The organism is Pseudomonas sp. GGS8, from assembly GCF_024168645.1.
GTDB lineage: Bacteria > Pseudomonadota > Gammaproteobacteria > Pseudomonadales > Pseudomonadaceae > Aquipseudomonas.
In genome coordinates this window covers 3,257,857-3,272,451 of record NZ_JALJWF010000001.1, presented here as the reverse complement: position 1 = coordinate 3,272,451, position 14,595 = coordinate 3,257,857, and the positions used below count along the sequence as shown (strand labels likewise).

General features: G+C 58.3%; 14 protein-coding genes and 2 tRNA genes. 12 read left to right on the top strand and 4 right to left on the bottom strand.

Going from position 1 to position 14,595, the window contains the following annotated elements; genetic code table 11:
• Positions 1–12 precede the first annotated feature (12 nt).
• From J3D54_RS14775 to J3D54_RS14760, 4 genes are read left to right on the top strand one after another with little or no spacing between them, the layout of a single operon-like run.
• Positions 13–741: an ABC transporter permease gene (locus tag J3D54_RS14775; protein WP_253419379.1), complete on the top strand. Its 729-nt coding sequence runs from the start codon at positions 13–15 to the stop codon at positions 739–741.
• Positions 738–1,448 carry an ABC transporter permease gene (locus J3D54_RS14770; RefSeq protein ID WP_019580964.1) on the top strand — a complete coding sequence of 237 codons (711 nt, stop codon included), beginning with the start codon at positions 738–740 and terminating at the stop codon, positions 1,446–1,448. The genes J3D54_RS14775 and J3D54_RS14770 overlap by 4 nt, the downstream gene beginning before the upstream one ends.
• 12 nt (positions 1,449–1,460) lie before the next feature.
• Entirely contained in the window at positions 1,461–2,579 is a 1,119-nt protein-coding gene (locus tag J3D54_RS14765; protein ID WP_253419376.1) for a succinylglutamate desuccinylase/aspartoacylase family protein, read from the top strand.
• 13 nt (positions 2,580–2,592) lie between these two features.
• Positions 2,593–3,357 (top strand): ABC transporter ATP-binding protein, encoded by a 765-nt coding sequence (locus tag J3D54_RS14760; protein ID WP_253419373.1) that lies wholly within the window; start codon positions 2,593–2,595, stop codon positions 3,355–3,357.
• Between the two features lie 125 nt (positions 3,358–3,482).
• Here J3D54_RS14760 and J3D54_RS14755 read toward each other — a convergent pair whose 3' ends face one another.
• Both J3D54_RS14755 and dcd read right to left on the bottom strand, forming a co-directional pair.
• Positions 3,483–3,689 carry a hypothetical protein gene (locus J3D54_RS14755; protein WP_253419370.1) on the bottom strand — a complete coding sequence of 69 codons (207 nt, stop codon included), beginning with the start codon at positions 3,687–3,689 and terminating at the stop codon, positions 3,483–3,485.
• 107 nt (positions 3,690–3,796) lie between these two features.
• The gene (dcd, locus tag J3D54_RS14750; protein ID WP_253419367.1) at positions 3,797–4,363 is read right to left on the bottom strand and encodes a dCTP deaminase; all 567 of its coding nucleotides are present in this window, start codon (positions 4,361–4,363) and stop codon (positions 3,797–3,799) included.
• A gap of 354 nt (positions 4,364–4,717) precedes the next feature.
• Between dcd and J3D54_RS14745 the strand changes: the two genes are divergently transcribed.
• Both J3D54_RS14745 and J3D54_RS14740 read left to right on the top strand, forming a co-directional pair.
• Positions 4,718–4,927, top strand: coding sequence for a cold-shock protein (locus J3D54_RS14745; RefSeq protein ID WP_002554837.1), 210 nt, complete (start codon positions 4,718–4,720; stop codon positions 4,925–4,927).
• Between the two features lie 131 nt (positions 4,928–5,058).
• Positions 5,059–6,504 carry a toxin-antitoxin system YwqK family antitoxin gene (locus tag J3D54_RS14740; RefSeq protein WP_253419364.1) on the top strand — a complete coding sequence of 482 codons (1,446 nt, stop codon included), beginning with the start codon at positions 5,059–5,061 and terminating at the stop codon, positions 6,502–6,504.
• A 122-nt stretch (positions 6,505–6,626) separates the two neighbouring features.
• On the opposite strand, the gene J3D54_RS14735 is transcribed toward J3D54_RS14740, so the two are convergent.
• The gene (locus J3D54_RS14735; RefSeq protein WP_253419361.1) at positions 6,627–7,634 is read right to left on the bottom strand and encodes a DUF481 domain-containing protein; all 1,008 of its coding nucleotides are present in this window, start codon (positions 7,632–7,634) and stop codon (positions 6,627–6,629) included.
• 164 nt (positions 7,635–7,798) lie between these two features.
• Between J3D54_RS14735 and J3D54_RS14730 the strand changes: the two genes are divergently transcribed.
• From J3D54_RS14730 to J3D54_RS14715, 4 genes are all read left to right on the top strand, one after another.
• Positions 7,799–8,152 (top strand): MGMT family protein, encoded by a 354-nt coding sequence (locus J3D54_RS14730; RefSeq protein WP_018926938.1) that lies wholly within the window; start codon positions 7,799–7,801, stop codon positions 8,150–8,152.
• Between the two features lie 44 nt (positions 8,153–8,196).
• Entirely contained in the window at positions 8,197–9,765 is a 1,569-nt protein-coding gene (locus tag J3D54_RS14725; protein ID WP_253419358.1) for an AmpG family muropeptide MFS transporter, read from the top strand.
• Positions 9,766–9,900: 135 nt separating this feature from the next.
• Positions 9,901–11,616, top strand: coding sequence for a proline--tRNA ligase (locus J3D54_RS14720; RefSeq protein WP_253419355.1), 1,716 nt, complete (start codon positions 9,901–9,903; stop codon positions 11,614–11,616).
• A gap of 17 nt (positions 11,617–11,633) precedes the next feature.
• The gene (locus J3D54_RS14715; protein WP_253419353.1) at positions 11,634–12,587 is read left to right on the top strand and encodes a hypothetical protein; all 954 of its coding nucleotides are present in this window, start codon (positions 11,634–11,636) and stop codon (positions 12,585–12,587) included.
• A gap of 115 nt (positions 12,588–12,702) precedes the next feature.
• On the opposite strand, the gene dinB is transcribed toward J3D54_RS14715, so the two are convergent.
• On the bottom strand, positions 12,703–13,764 hold the full coding sequence (gene dinB, locus J3D54_RS14710) for a DNA polymerase IV (RefSeq protein ID WP_253419350.1): 1,062 nt from the start codon (positions 13,762–13,764) through the stop codon (positions 12,703–12,705).
• Positions 13,765–14,065: 301 nt separating this feature from the next.
• Between dinB and J3D54_RS14705 the strand changes: the two genes are divergently transcribed.
• Positions 14,066–14,142, top strand: a tRNA-Met gene (locus tag J3D54_RS14705).
• Between the two features lie 221 nt (positions 14,143–14,363).
• Positions 14,364–14,440: transfer RNA gene (locus J3D54_RS14700), tRNA-Met, on the top strand.
• The last annotated feature ends 155 nt before the right edge of the window (positions 14,441–14,595 follow it).

The window sequence follows — 14,595 nt, the reverse complement described above, 5'->3', positions numbered from 1 at the left end:
GGTTGCTGATTTATGTTCGAAAACCTCTTACAAAACCTGGGGCTCTCAGCCTTCAGCCTTCAGGGCTTCGGTCCGTTGCTGATGGAAGGCACCTGGATGACCATCAAATTATCGGTGTTGTCGCTATTGGTGGCCGTGTTGCTCGGCCTGCTGGGCGCCAGTGCCAAGCTGTCAAAAGTCAAACTGCTGCGGGTACCGGCCCAGCTCTACACCACGCTGATTCGCGGGGTGCCGGATCTGGTGCTGATGCTGCTGATCTTCTACAGCCTGCAAACCTGGCTGACCTCATTTACCGATTTCATGGAATGGGAGTACATCGAGATCAACCCGTTCAGCGCCGGGGTCATCACCCTGGGCTTCATTTATGGTGCGTACTTCACCGAAACGTTCCGCGGGGCGATCCTCGCCGTGCCAAGGGGCCAGGTCGAAGCCGCCACCGCCTACGGCCTCAAACGCGGCCAACGTTTTCGCTTCGTGGTGTTCCCGCAAATGATGCGTTTCGCTCTGCCGGGTATCGGCAACAACTGGATGGTGATGCTCAAGGCCACCGCGCTGGTCTCGATCATCGGCCTCGCCGACCTGGTCAAGGCCGCGCAGGACGCCGGTAAAAGCACCTATCAACTGTTCTACTTCCTGGTGCTCGCCGCACTGATTTACCTGTTGATCACCAGCGCCTCCAACGTCGTCCTGCGCCGGCTCGAACGTCGCTACGCCGCCGGTTCCCGGGAGGCCGTACGATGATCGAACTCTTGCAGGAATACTGGAAACCCTTCCTTTATACCGACGGCTACAACATCACCGGCCTGGCCATGACCATGTGGCTGCTCAGTGCGTCGATCTTCATCGGTTTTCTGGTGTCGATCCCGCTGTCCATCGCTCGGGTTTCCCCCAAGTTCTATCTGCGCTGGCCGGTACAGTTCTACACCTATCTGTTTCGGGGTACGCCGCTCTATATTCAACTGCTGATCTGTTACACCGGCATCTACAGCCTGGCGGCCGTGCGCGCGCAGCCCGTCCTTGATGCGTTCTTTCGCGATGCGATGAACTGCACGATCCTGGCCTTTGCCCTGAACACCTGCGCCTACACCACGGAAATCTTCGCCGGGGCGATTCGCAGCATGGCGCACGGTGAAGTCGAGGCGGCCAAGGCCTACGGTCTGTCAGGCTGGAAGCTCTATGCCTACATCATCATGCCGTCGGCGCTGCGTCGCTCGTTGCCTTACTACAGCAACGAAGTGATCCTGATGCTGCACTCGACCACCGTGGCGTTCACCGCGACCATCCCGGACGTCCTGAAAGTCGCTCGCGACGCCAACTCCGCGACCTTTCTGACGTTCCAGTCGTTCGGCATCGCCGCGCTGATCTACCTGACCGTTACCTTTGCGCTGGTCGGCCTGTTCCGCCTCGCCGAACGCCGATGGCTGGCCTTCCTCGGGCCGACTCACTAGGACAATTCGTACATGCGCCACCAGATTCATGACCTGCTGGCCCCACTGCCGGGGACCGTGCGACAGATCCACAGCTTCCACTTCGGCCCCCAGGCGGCCAAAGGCAAGATCTACATTCAGTCCTCCCTGCATGCCGATGAATTGCCCGGCATGCTGGTGGCCTGGCACCTCAAACAGCGTCTGGCAGAGCTGGAAGCCGCCGGCCGCCTGCGCAGCGAAATCGTGCTGGTGCCCGTGGCCAACCCGGTCGGCCTGGAACAAGTGTTGATGGACGTGCCACTGGGCCGCTACGAGCTGGAAAGCGGGCAGAACTTCAATCGCTGGTTCGTCGACTTGAGTGAAGACGTCGGCAATGCGATCGAAGGCCTGCTGGGCGACGATCCGCAACGTAACCTCGAACTGATCCGCAGCAGCCTGCGCGACGCATTGGCGCGCCAGACCGCTGGCACGCAACTGCAATCCCAACGCCTGACCCTGCAACGGCTGGCTTGCGATGCGGACATGGTGCTGGACCTGCATTGCGATTTCGAAGCCGTCGCGCACCTCTACACCACGCCCGAGGCCTGGCCTCAGGTCGAGCCGCTGGCGCGTTACATCGGTGCCGAAGCCAGCCTGCTGGCCACCGACTCTGGCGGCCAGTCGTTCGATGAATGCTTCACTCTGCTCTGGTGGCAGTTGAAAGAACGCTTCGGCGAGCATTTCGATATTCCGCTGGGCAGCTTTTCGGTCACCGTCGAATTGCGTGGCCAGGGCGACGTCAACCACCCGTTGGCCAGCCTCGACTGCCAGGCGCTGATCGATTATCTGATTCACTTCGGCGCGATTGCCGGTGAGCCTGCGCCCTTACCGGAACTGCCCTACCCGGCCACGCCGCTGGCCGGTGTCGAGCCGGTCGCGACCCCCGTGGGCGGGCTGCTGGTGTTCACTGCCCTGCCCGGGGAATACCTGGAGGCCGGGCAACTGATCGCCGAAATCATCGACCCGATCAATGATCGCGTCACCCCTGTTCGTTGCACCGCCGCCGGGCTGATGTACGCCCGTTCGCTGCGCCGCATGGCCACTGCGGGCATGGTGATCGCCCATGTCGCGGGCACCGAAGCCTATCGCAGCGGCTACCTACTTTCGCCTTGAGGATGCATGCCCCATGTACAAACTGACCATCGAAGGCCTGCATAAAAGCTATGGCGATCATCAGGTGCTCAAAGGCGTTTCGCTCAAGGCCAAAACCGGCGACGTCATCAGCCTGATCGGCGCCAGCGGCTCGGGCAAAAGCACCTTTTTGCGCTGTATCAACTTTCTAGAGCAACCCAACGACGGCACCATGAGCCTGGACGACCAGAACATCCGCATGGTCAAGGACCGTCACGGCATCCATGTAGCCGACCCCGATGAGCTGCAACGGATCCGCACCCGCCTGGCCATGGTGTTTCAGCACTTCAACCTGTGGAGCCACATGACGGTGCTGGAAAACATCACCATGGCCCCGCGGCGGGTACTCGGTTGCAGCAAGGCGGAAGCCGAGGACCGTGCCCGACGTTACCTCGACAAGGTTGGCCTGGCGCCGCGTGTGGCGGATCAGTACCCGGCGTTCCTTTCAGGGGGCCAGCAACAACGGGTAGCCATTGCCCGCGCGTTGGCCATGGAGCCGGAAGTCATGCTGTTCGACGAACCGACCTCCGCGCTGGACCCGGAACTGGTGGGCGAAGTGCTGAAAGTGATCCAGGGCCTGGCCGAAGAAGGCCGGACCATGATCATGGTCACCCACGAAATGAGCTTCGCTCGCAAGGTGTCGAGCCAGGTGCTGTTCCTGCATAAGGGGCTGGTGGAAGAAGAAGGCGCACCGGAAGACGTGCTGGGCAATCCGAAGAGTGAGCGGTTGCAGCAGTTTTTGAGCGGTAACCTGAAATAAAACGCCACCGTCCTGCAGGAGCGAGGCTTGCCCGCGAAGAACGATAACGCGGTCATCATATAGACCGCGTTGCCTTCATCGCGGGCAAGCCTCGCTCCTACAAAAGCGGATTTCGTTAACAGATATCAGGCCACAGGCGCGGGCGGTGGCTTGTCCGGCACAGTGGGCTCTCCGGGTTCTTGTGGCTCTTCGTTGGGCGTGTCGGGATCCGGCTGAGTAGGGATGCCCCCTGCCATGACTGGCGGATGTGCCAACAAGGACCAGGCCAGCACACCAACCTGATTGGGCTCAAGCCTTGCCAGTTCGGCACTTATTCGTGGATCGATCTTCATGAAGCACTCCTGAGCGATGGCCCGATCCGCCTTGCGCGAATCGGAGCAGTACACCCCATAGAGTGTACGCCCGCTCAGGAATTCCAACGGTTTGTCAGACGGTTGACTCAGGTACGCGGCAGGGTCACGCCACGCTGGCCCTGATACTTGCCGCCACGGTCCTTGTAGGAGACTTCGCACTCTTCGTCGGATTCGAAGAACAGCATCTGCGCCACGCCTTCGTTAGCGTAGATCTTCGCCGGCAAGGTGGTGGTGTTGGAGAACTCCAGGGTCACATGGCCTTCCCACTCGGGCTCAAGCGGCGTGACGTTGACGATAATGCCGCAGCGAGCGTAGGTGCTTTTACCCAGGCAAATGGTCAGCACGTTGCGCGGAATACGGAAGAATTCCACGGTGCGCGCCAGGGCGAAGGAGTTCGGGGGGATGATGCAGACATCGCTTTTGACGTCGACGAAGCTCTTCTCGTCGAAATTCTTCGGATCGACGGTTGCCGAATTGATGTTGGTGAACACCTTGAACTCGTCGGCACAGCGCACATCGTAGCCATAGCTCGAAACGCCATAGGAAATCAGCCGCTCGGCGCCTTCGCCGCGCATCTGGCGCTCCACGAAGGGCTCGATCATGCCGTGCTCTTGCGCCATGCGGCGAATCCACTTGTCCGATTTGATGCTCATGGCGGGTGTCCTGAATAGCGAGGTGGAAAAATTCTGTCCGGCATCTTACCGGGCAGGCGCTCCGGGTTCAAAGTCCGGGAGACAATTCCCGCCGATCCCCCGTGAATTCCGGGGCCTCACCGCCATGTTATGCACCGTCAGTCATTAAAAAAGAGAAACCTTCGCAAGAACCATTGGCACGTTCCGGAAAAAGGGTTAAGGTGGCGCCACTGTGCTGCTTGTGTCACTGAGAATCTCTACACGATATGTTGAATTTCGATCCAACCATCTACAAGAATTTTTCCTGCTCTTTGCACTCAGTCTCGGCCAGGGTTCTTCCTGAGTCGCAGTTATCTTTGTTCAAGGAGTTACACCATGTCTAATCGCCAAACCGGTACCGTTAAGTGGTTCAACGATGAAAAAGGCTTCGGCTTCATCACTCCACAATCCGGTGACGACCTGTTCGTTCACTTCAAAGCTATCCAATCCGACGGCTTCAAAAGCCTGAAAGAAGGCCAACAGGTTTCTTTCATCGCTACCCGCGGTCAGAAAGGCATGCAAGCTGAAGAAGTTCAAGTTATCTAACTTGTACTTGCGTTAGTAAAAGGCCCCGCCCTCAAAAGCGGGGCTTTTTTGTGGGCGTCTGTTTTCCCCTTACACCGACCGTCTGTCATCTATATGATTCGCCGCCTGGAAAATCATATGGAAGCAGCAGGATGCAATACAAGCAATGGAAGTCGCTGGGCGCAGCGCTGATCACACTCACGCTCTCCTTCTCGACTCACGCCGATGCCCCCCGACCGGATCATCCGACAATCATTATCGGCATGGACCCTAACGCAACGTATATCGGCAAAGGCCCGGAAATACAGGGCGTTCCCCAGGCCCAATTGAGAGCTGCGGCATTGCTGACCCTCTCCACGGCGCATGCCTGCGGCAGCAACGAGGTCTACCTCACACCAGAATCGGTGGGCATCCCCAATGAGTCGTTTGGCAGGCTCCTCGACGAAGTTCAGCAACTGATCGACGATGAAACCCCACTGCTGCTGACGCTTTCGGAGTGCGACGGCAAACGGGCCTTTTTCGAAAAGGTACGCGCTTGTACGCCAGAAGAGTGCAGCGCAATGACCGCATCACTGGTGGACGGCAAGCTGTATCTGGATGAGCAGTACGCGCCAACAACAAAGGGCCAGGCTTCTTATTTCTTGCCGATGCCGCTGACCTACGACAGCAAGCGCAAAGCCTGGCATGCCAAAGTTTTTTACATCGAATCGGGCACAGTACGCCGCGACTACTTCGTCGACACCAAGGATTTCGCTTCAGGCAAGCCCGTGATTGAGTCGAAAACTTACTACCCGGACGCAAAGATCGGCCAAACCATCAAGTACGACATGAAGGGGCAGCGTCAGGGCGAAATGCTGACCTACTCCGACAGCGGTATTGTCACCAAGCGCACCCATTACTTGAACGACGAACTGGAAGGTTGGGAAACCACCTACCACGATAACGGCAAGAAATCGGAGTCCTACAACTGGCATTCAGGTCGGCGGGTGGACGGCGAGTACCTGGAATATGACGAAAACGGCGCCTTGATCGGCCGCGTCAGCTATCGCAACGATGTACCGGACGGTCCGATTTTCGGCTATTACCCAGACGGCAAGATCAAGTATCGCGGTCAGTTTGTCGAAGGCAAAAAGGTTGGCCCAAGCCCCTCTTACTACCCGGACGGCACGCTACAAAGCAGCGGGGACTATGTCGACAACAAACCCCTGGGCTGGCATATCGAATACCACCCCAACGGAAAAGTGAAACAGAAGGTCTTCAACGACGAACAAAACGTGCAGCGTAGTTACGCAACGTGGACTGACCAGGGCGTGCAAACCGTGCAATGGCAGTGGGATGAACAACACCGCGAACAGGGCGACTTCAAAGAGTGGTATGGCACTGGCCAACTCAAGGATCACAAGATCTACAAAGATGGCAAGCTTGAGGGCACCGCCCTCACCTGGTACGAAAGTGGTCAGATGAATTCGTCGGTGGAATACAAGAATGGCATTGAGCAGGGTGTCAGCCACTTCTGGGCGCCGGATGGCAGCGTGACTATGGAATGTCACTACGACGCAGGTGTCCGCCAAAGCGAATGCACGAAACCCAAGGCATAAACCGAGAACGAGACCCGGTTTAGTAAAACGCCTCCTCAAAAGCGTTTTTCGTGCCTGCGAGTTTTTAGATCAAAAGATCGCACCCTTCGGCAACGCCTACAGGTGCGATCTTTTTTGGCGACTTACCAGGCCACGCCAAACCCTGCGGTATATCGGGTCTTATTCAGGTCTGCATTGTCAGCGCCACTGATGATGTTTTTCTCGGCCTTCAGGTTCAGCGACGCCCAATCGGTGACTTTGTAACGCAGGCCGGCCTCGGCATCGAGTGCGTAATCCGCGACACCGGACAGCGGCTTGCCGACTTCACCACTGGTGAAGAACTCAACCTTCTTGCCGATCAGGTAGCGGTTGTAGTTCCACTTCATGGCCAGCGAGTAGAAGTTTTGCTTTCCGCCATCGGAATATTCGTAGTCCGTGCGGTTGAGGAGCGAGCCCAGGGAGAAGGCGCCCAGTTCGTCATCCCAAAACTGATAACCAGGACCGGTACCGACGGTGCGCTGACGGGAAAGCTCTTCGACCTTGTCGCGCTTGTAATTCAAACGCCCCTGCCAGAACCACTTCTCAGTGAGGAAGCGGTCGAGAGAATACTCGGCACGCCAGTTATCAGTGGTGACCACGTTATCCTGGAACTCGCGATTGTACTCACCTTCCGCCGTATGACGCCACCGACCATGACGCGCGCTGGTTTTGAAGCGGACATCATAATCATCGGTATCCTTTTCCGCCCGCCGATAATCCAGGGCCATGTCGACATTACCTTTCCACACCAAATCTTCGACCACCGGCTTGGGCTTGAGCATCTGCTGAATACTGGCCAACTCCACAGTCTTGGGACCATCACCATTGGCCAGGGTGACCTTGCCGTCCTCCGCCGCGTGCAGCGACTTGGCCTTTTCGCCGGTATAGGCATCCTGCTTGACCAGCATTTGCTGATCGCTTTCCAGGGTTTTGACCTCTTTCCAGTCAATCGGGACCGCCCCGGCATATGGGGTCTGGATCAACAGCTTGCCGCCGTCGAAGAGCGTAATCTTGCCGCTCAGCTTGTCACCGTTCTTCAACCAGACCGTATCGGCGAGCAAGGGAGTGGAAGTACTGACGACAGCGAGGCACAGCAAGGTTCTGGACAACATAAGCGAATCGAAAGCTCAACTTTGCGAAAAAAAGTCGGCATCATTCCTGGAAATAAGGCCCTGGCAAGGACTGACCCGACTATTTATATTGAGTTCATTTCTCAACCGACAATCCAGGATTTACTCTACAGACGGTCAATACGATTTTTTTCAGGAACCCGGACGTGACCGACTCAACCGCTGAAACTGAAAGCGCGGCGCAAATCCGACGCACGGCACTCTACCTGACCCTGGCACAAGTGCCCGAGGGCAAAGTCGTGAGTTACGGCCAGCTCGCCGAGCTGGCAGGACTGGGGCGCGCTGCCCGCTGGGTCGGGCGAACACTGAGCCAACTGCCCGGTGACACTAAATTGCCCTGGCATCGTGTACTGGGTGCCGGCGGCCGGATCAGCCTGCCCGCAGGCAGCCCTTCGGGGGATGAACAGCGGGCCCGATTGCGCATGGAAGGCATCAGTGTCCTGAACAATCGTGTTGATATTCAGCGTCATGGCTGGCGCCCGGTAGAGCACAGCGGTTAGAGTGCGCGCTTTGTTTCCGTAACTCTTGAGGCAGACTTCAGCCCATGCCCCGTAAAACCTGGCGCGCCGCGCTCGCCGCCTATGCCAGCCCCTCGACGCTCGTGCTGTTGCTGCTTGGTTTCGCCGCCGGCTTGCCCTACATGCTGGTGTTTTCGACACTTTCAGTCTGGCTGCGCGAAGCCGGTGTTGCTCGCGAAACCATCGGCTATGCAAGCCTGATCGGCCTGGCCTACGCCTTTAAATGGGTCTGGTCCCCGCTGCTCGACCAATGGCGCCTGCCCCTGCTCGGCAAGCTCGGTCGACGACGCTCCTGGCTGGTGCTGGCCCAGGCACTGGTGATCCTCGGCCTGATCGGCATGGGTTTCTGCGACCCGCAAAAGCACCTGTCCTGGCTGATCGCCATTGCCGTGGTAGTCGCCTTCGCTTCGGCAACGCAAGACATTGCCATCGACGCCTATCGCCTGGAAATCGCCGACGACACCCGCCAGGCTGCACTGGCGGCCAGCTACATGGCCGGTTATCGGGTCGCGGCCCTGCTGGCGACGGCCGGCGCACTGTTCTTCGCCGAAGGCTTCGGCTCCACCGGTTTCAACTACAAGCATGGGGCGTGGACCGGCACCTATGTGCTGTTCGGCGTCTTGATGATCCCGGCGCTGCTGACCTCCCTGTTCATGCGCGAACCGCCGGTGCCCCTACGCACTCAGCTTCAGGCCGGGCGCTACAGCTTTGTGCACCAATTGGCGTCAGTGTTCGTGCTGATCGTGCTGCTGGTGTCCGTACCAGCCATGTTCACCCAGCTCTACAACACTGACTTCGCCAGCGTACTGTTCAACGGCGTCAGCCTGCTCGACCTGTTGCTCGAAGACCGCGCATTCCTGCGGGCGATCCTCTATACCACGCTCACCGCACTGTGCCTGTCGACCATGGGCCGTCGTGGCCTGGCGCCAGTGCTGACACCGGTCAATGACTTCATTCTGCGTTACCGCTGGCAAGCCCTGCTGCTGCTCGGGTTGATCGCCACTTATCGGATGTCGGATACGGTCATGGGCGTGATGGCCAACGTGTTTTACATCGACCAGGGGTTCACCAAGGATCAGATCGCCAGCGTCAGCAAGCTTTTCGGCCTGATCATGACCTTGGTCGGCGCCGGCATGGGCGGCCTGCTGATCGTGCGCTTCGGCATTCTGCCCATCCTGTTCATTGGCGGCGCCGCATCGGCGACCACCAACCTGCTGTTCCTGATGCTCACGGACATGGGCGCCAACCTGCAGATGCTGATCGTCACCATTTCCCTGGATAACTTCAGCTCGGGCCTGGCGACTTCAGCGTTCGTCGCTTACCTGTCGAGCCTGACCAACCTCAAATTCTCCGCGACCCAGTACGCCCTGCTCAGCTCGATCATGCTCTTGTTGCCACGCCTGATCGGCGGCTATTCAGGGGTCATGGTAGAAAAATTCGGCTACCACAACTTCTTCCTGATCACCGCCCTGCTGGGCGTTCCGACACTGCTGTTGATCGCCCTGCACTGGTTCCAGGAAAACCGCCGCATCGGTCCGCCCCCGACGCCTGAACCGGCTCAGACCCCGGTCACGGAAGAATCGCAGCCTCTTTGATGTAGGAAGCATCGCAGAGGGCGAGCAGATTCTCGCCCTCCAGCCACCCTGCCGGCCGCACGCCTGTACGCCAGCAGATCTCGCCCGTACAATGCCCCATCAATTCTCGTTATCAGCAACCGACAACGGCCAACCATGCGCACCAGTCAATTTTTGCTCGCCACACAGAAAGAAACGCCTTCCGACGCGGTCGTCATCAGCCATCAGCTGATGCTGCGCGCCGGCATGATCCGCAAACTCGCCTCGGGCCTGTACACCTGGCTACCGATGGGCTTGCGAGTGATGCGCAAGGTCGAAGCCATCGTGCGTGAAGAAATGAACGCCGCCGGTTCTCTCGAAGTGTTGATGCCGAGCACTCAACCGGCTGAGCTGTGGCAGGAATCCGGCCGCTGGGAAGAATACGGCCCTGAATTGCTGCGCTTCAAGGATCGCCACGGTCGCGACTTCTGCGCCGGCCCGACTCACGAAGAGGTCATCACCGACCTGATGCGCAACGAGTTGAGCAGCTACAAACAGCTGCCGATCAACCTGTACCAGATCCAGACCAAATTCCGTGACGAAATCCGCCCACGCTTCGGTTTGATGCGCGGCCGCGAATTCATCATGAAAGACGCTTACTCGTTCCACGCCGACCAGGCATCGCTGCAAGTCACTTACGACCGCATGCACCAGGCGTACTGCAACGTGTTCACCCGTCTGGGCCTGAAATTCCGTCCGGTTGAAGCCGACAACGGCTCGATCGGTGGTGCCGGCTCCCACGAGTTCCACGTACTGGCCGAATCCGGCGAAGACGATATCGTCTTCAGCAACGGCTCCGACTACGCCGCCAACATCGAGAAGGCAGAAGCCGTACCGCGCGAAACGTCTCGCCCTGCGCCAGCCGAAGAGCTGCGTCTGGTCGACACCCCGAACGCCAAGACCATCGCGCAACTGGTCGAAGGCTTCAACCTGCCGATCGAAAAAACCATCAAGACCCTGGTGGTGCACGCTGAAGAAAAAGGCAAGCTAATTGCCCTGATCATCCGTGGCGACCACGAGCTGAACGAAATCAAGGCCGCCAACCAGCCTGGCGTTGCCAGCCCGCTGGTCATGGCTTCCGAAGCCGAACTGCGCGACGCCATTGGCGCCGGCGCCGGCTCCCTCGGCCCGTTGAACCTGCCACTGCCGATCATCATCGACCGTTCCGTCGAGCTGATGAGCGACTTCGGCATCGGTGCCAACATCGACGACAAGCACTACTTCGGCGTGAACTGGGAGCGCGATCTGCCGGTTCCGACTGTTGCCGACCTGCGCAACGTCGTCGCTGGCGACCCAAGCCCGGATGGCAAAGGCACTCTGGAAATCAAGCGCGGCATCGAAGTTGGGCACATCTTCCAGCTGGGCAACAAGTACAGCAAAGCGATGAAGTGCGAAGTGCTGGGCGAGAACGGCAAACCAGTCACCCTGGAAATGGGCTGCTACGGCATTGGCGTATCCCGCGTGGTGGCTGCCGCCATCGAACAGAACAACGACGACAACGGGATCATCTGGAGCGATGCTCTGGCCCCGTTCCAGGTTGCTCTGGTACCGCTGCGCTACGAAACCGAACAGGTACGTGAAGCCACCGACAAGCTCTACGCAGAACTGACTGCTGCCGGCTTCGACGTGCTGCTGGACGACCGCGACAAGAAAACCAGCCCGGGCATCAAGTTCGCGGACATGGAGCTGATCGGCATTCCACACCGGATCGTGGTCAGTGACCGCGGCCTCGCCGACGGCAATCTGGAATACAAGAGCCGCACCGAACCTGAAGCGCAAGCGCTGCCGGTCGCTGACGTGCTGTCTTTCCTCCAGGCCCGTATCCGCCGCTGACACCAGATAGAGACGTCATGTTCAAGCGAAACACCTTAGGCCTCGGTGGTGCCGCCTTGTGCGGCGCCCTGCTGGTCAGCGGCTGTGCCAATCACATGTCACAACGCAGCGAGCACGAAGAGCGGGTCGAGCGTAAATTGCTCGATCACAGCCTGCAGATCGATGTCGGCGAACCCAAAGTGCTGGAGCTGCCGCAACGTCGGGTGAAAATCCACGAGCAGAAGACCTTCGAAGTCACCGAGTTCGAAGTCACACGCCACTATGACCGTTACACGCCTTACCAACCCTGGAGGGAGATCTATGAGATCCCGCTGGGGGCGGTGGCAGTGGTGGCCGGTGTCGGTGCGAACGTGGTCAACGTGTTCGCCCTCGGCAATCTGCCGGACAGCGTGACGAAGGATTGGCTCAGCTATGGTTTTGCCGGACTCAACCCGTTCATGAACGTGCAGTCTCACGGTCGCGCGCAGCAGAACCTGGCGGGCATCGACGAAGTCCAGCGCGACAAGCGCACGGAATATTCGAGCCTGCCATGGAGCGAGCGTCCGGTGCAGGTCAAGGCCGGCAAGGACACGTTCGATATGAACACCGACCGCAACGGCGTGTTGCGCCTGAACCTGCTGGACAGCCCGTTCGCCGAACATGACCTCAATCATCTGGGCAAGCTGCAGATCAGTGTCGAGGACAGCAAGGACGATGTGCACACCGACTCGTCCCTGGCGATCAGCAACAACTTGCGTGGCAAGTTGCTCGAAGCCCATGGGCTGATTTACGACGATCTCGAAGACGACGAAGTCAGCCAGTGGGTGCACCGGGTCAAACGTCTGTCGGAACTGGGTCTGGAAGAAGAAGCCAGCGAACTGGAACAGAGCCTGATCGAACTGACCCGCAACGATCCCGAGTTGCAAGCCGAGTTCCTCAAGTCACTGACCAAGGATGCCGGGCGACTGGTGGCGGATCCGGGGCCGAATTAAAGTCAAAAGCTTCGCGGGCAAGCCTCGCTCCTACAAGGAACTATGCAATACCTGTAGAAGCGAGGCTTGCCCGCGAAGGCGGCCTGACATTCCCCACCGCATCAAAACCCTGCCCCTACCGCTCAAACAACTCCAACTGCTCAAACCCGCCCCGCAAATCCTCCAGCCTCACCCCAACCCCCAACAACCGCACCGGTTTCCCGCCGCGATTGAAAGCCTGGGTCAGCAGCAGCTGATAACTCCCCAGATCCCGCCCTGCCCCGGCTTGCTCCAACGTAGTCTGGGTAAAATCATGGAACTTCACTTTGACGAATGGCTTGCCCGGGCGATAGCTGCTGTCGATCCGTGCCATGCGGCCATTCAGGGACTCCAGCAGCTCGGGCAACTTATCCAGACAACTCACCAGATCCGGCAGGTCCACGTCGTAGGTGTTTTCAACGCTGATCGACTGCCGACGACTGTCGTTGTGCACCAACCGCTCATCGATCCCACGGGCCAGACTCCAGAGTCGCTCGCCGAAGCTGCCGAATTCACGCACCAGCGCCAATTTGCTCCACTCGCGTAATTGCAGGCAATCGACGATGCCGAGCTTGCCCAGTTTGTCGGCAGTCACTTTGCCAACACCGTGCAGCTTGCTCACCGGCAACCCGCTGACAAAGTCGTCCACCTGATCGGGCGTGATCACGAACAAGCCATTGGGCTTCCTCCAGTCACTGGCGATCTTGGCGAGAAACTTGTTCGGTGCCACGCCGGCCGACACGGTGATGTGCAACTGGTTGGACACCCGGCGGCGAATATCCTGGGCGATTCGCGTGGCGCTGCCGCCAAAATGCGCACTGTCTGACACGTCGAGGTAAGCCTCGTCCAGGGAAAGCGGCTCGATCAGGTCGGTGTAATCGCGAAAGATCGTATGAATTTCCTTCGACGCTTCTCTATAGGCCTCCATGCGCGGCTTGACGATGGTCAGGTCCGGACACAGTTTCAAGGCATGCCCGGAAGACATGGCCGAGCGCACGCCATACGCCCGCGCTTCATAGTTACAGGTAGCAATCACCCCACGCCGATCCGCCGAGCCGCCCACCGCCAAAGGCTTACCGGCCAGGCGTGGGTCGTCACGCATCTCGATGGCGGCGTAGAAGCAGTCACAATCGACGTGGATGATTTTTCGCTGCGTCATATAAAAGCAGTGTTCATGGCGAAGAAATGAAGTATCGATGTATCGTGCCGGCAGTATCTCACTGACACCTGTATATAGCACCAGTAGTCTGAATCTTCTTTTCAAGCGGTAGGAAAAGTACCGGAGGAATTTATTTTCTCAATCGAAAGCCACCTACCGATAGAGCCTAAAGCCTTGCCCTGCCTGCGTTTCAGCCTGATCACCCTCCCCTGTTTTCACCTAAGCGATTGAACAGGAAGAGGTTTTACCAAAATTGAAGGTTGACAGCCCGGCGATCCTCTGTAGAATGCCGACACACAGACGCGGGATGGAGCAGTCTGGTAGCTCGTCGGGCTCATAACCCGAAGGTCGTCGGTTCAAATCCGGCTCCCGCAACCAAACATCAAAAAAGGCTACTCGAAAGAGTGGCCTTTTTTGTGCGCGCCTGTTTTATAAAAAATCAGCGTTTCATGCTTTACCGAGCAGAAACGAGAAATCGTTCTGATTCCATAACTTAGCGCTCCTCGGCGACCGTTCGCCGCTAATTCTGGTTTATTTGAACCATACTTGGATTAACGGTTGACACTCCGGCATTCGCCTGTAGAATGCCGCCACACAGACGCGGGATGGAGCAGTCTGGTAGCTCGTCGGGCTCATAACCCGAAGGTCGTCGGTTCAAATCCGGCTCCCGCAACCAAACATCAAAAAAGGCTACTCGAAAGAGTGGCCTTTTTTGTATCTGTTGAAAAAGTCCTTTCGCAACAATGATCTGTCACTGTGCAGTGAGCCGTTCGGGGTCGCCAGACTGTGAGTTCAGACGAGGCTGAACCGCAAGGAAAACCCTTGATGACT

Bases quoted from the DNA above. Each gene is read 5' to 3' on its own strand.
- J3D54_RS14775 (WP_253419379.1), top strand. From the start codon at position 13: ATGTTCGAAAACCTCTTACAAAACCTGGGGCTCTCAGCCTTCAGCCTT.
- J3D54_RS14770 (WP_019580964.1), top strand. From the start codon at position 738: ATGATCGAACTCTTGCAGGAATACTGGAAACCCTTCCTTTATACCGAC.
- J3D54_RS14765 (WP_253419376.1), top strand. From the start codon at position 1,461: ATGCGCCACCAGATTCATGACCTGCTGGCCCCACTGCCGGGGACCGTG.
- J3D54_RS14760 (WP_253419373.1), top strand. From the start codon at position 2,593: ATGTACAAACTGACCATCGAAGGCCTGCATAAAAGCTATGGCGATCAT.
- J3D54_RS14755 (WP_253419370.1), bottom strand. From the start codon at position 3,689: ATGAAGATCGATCCACGAATAAGTGCCGAACTGGCAAGGCTTGAGCCC.
- dcd (WP_253419367.1), bottom strand. From the start codon at position 4,363: ATGAGCATCAAATCGGACAAGTGGATTCGCCGCATGGCGCAAGAGCAC.
- J3D54_RS14745 (WP_002554837.1), top strand. From the start codon at position 4,718: ATGTCTAATCGCCAAACCGGTACCGTTAAGTGGTTCAACGATGAAAAA.
- J3D54_RS14740 (WP_253419364.1), top strand. From the start codon at position 5,059: ATGCAATACAAGCAATGGAAGTCGCTGGGCGCAGCGCTGATCACACTC.
- J3D54_RS14735 (WP_253419361.1), bottom strand. From the start codon at position 7,634: ATGTTGTCCAGAACCTTGCTGTGCCTCGCTGTCGTCAGTACTTCCACT.
- J3D54_RS14725 (WP_253419358.1), top strand. From the start codon at position 8,197: ATGCCCCGTAAAACCTGGCGCGCCGCGCTCGCCGCCTATGCCAGCCCC.
- J3D54_RS14720 (WP_253419355.1), top strand. From the start codon at position 9,901: ATGCGCACCAGTCAATTTTTGCTCGCCACACAGAAAGAAACGCCTTCC.
- J3D54_RS14715 (WP_253419353.1), top strand. From the start codon at position 11,634: ATGTTCAAGCGAAACACCTTAGGCCTCGGTGGTGCCGCCTTGTGCGGC.
- dinB (WP_253419350.1), bottom strand. From the start codon at position 13,764: ATGACGCAGCGAAAAATCATCCACGTCGATTGTGACTGCTTCTACGCC.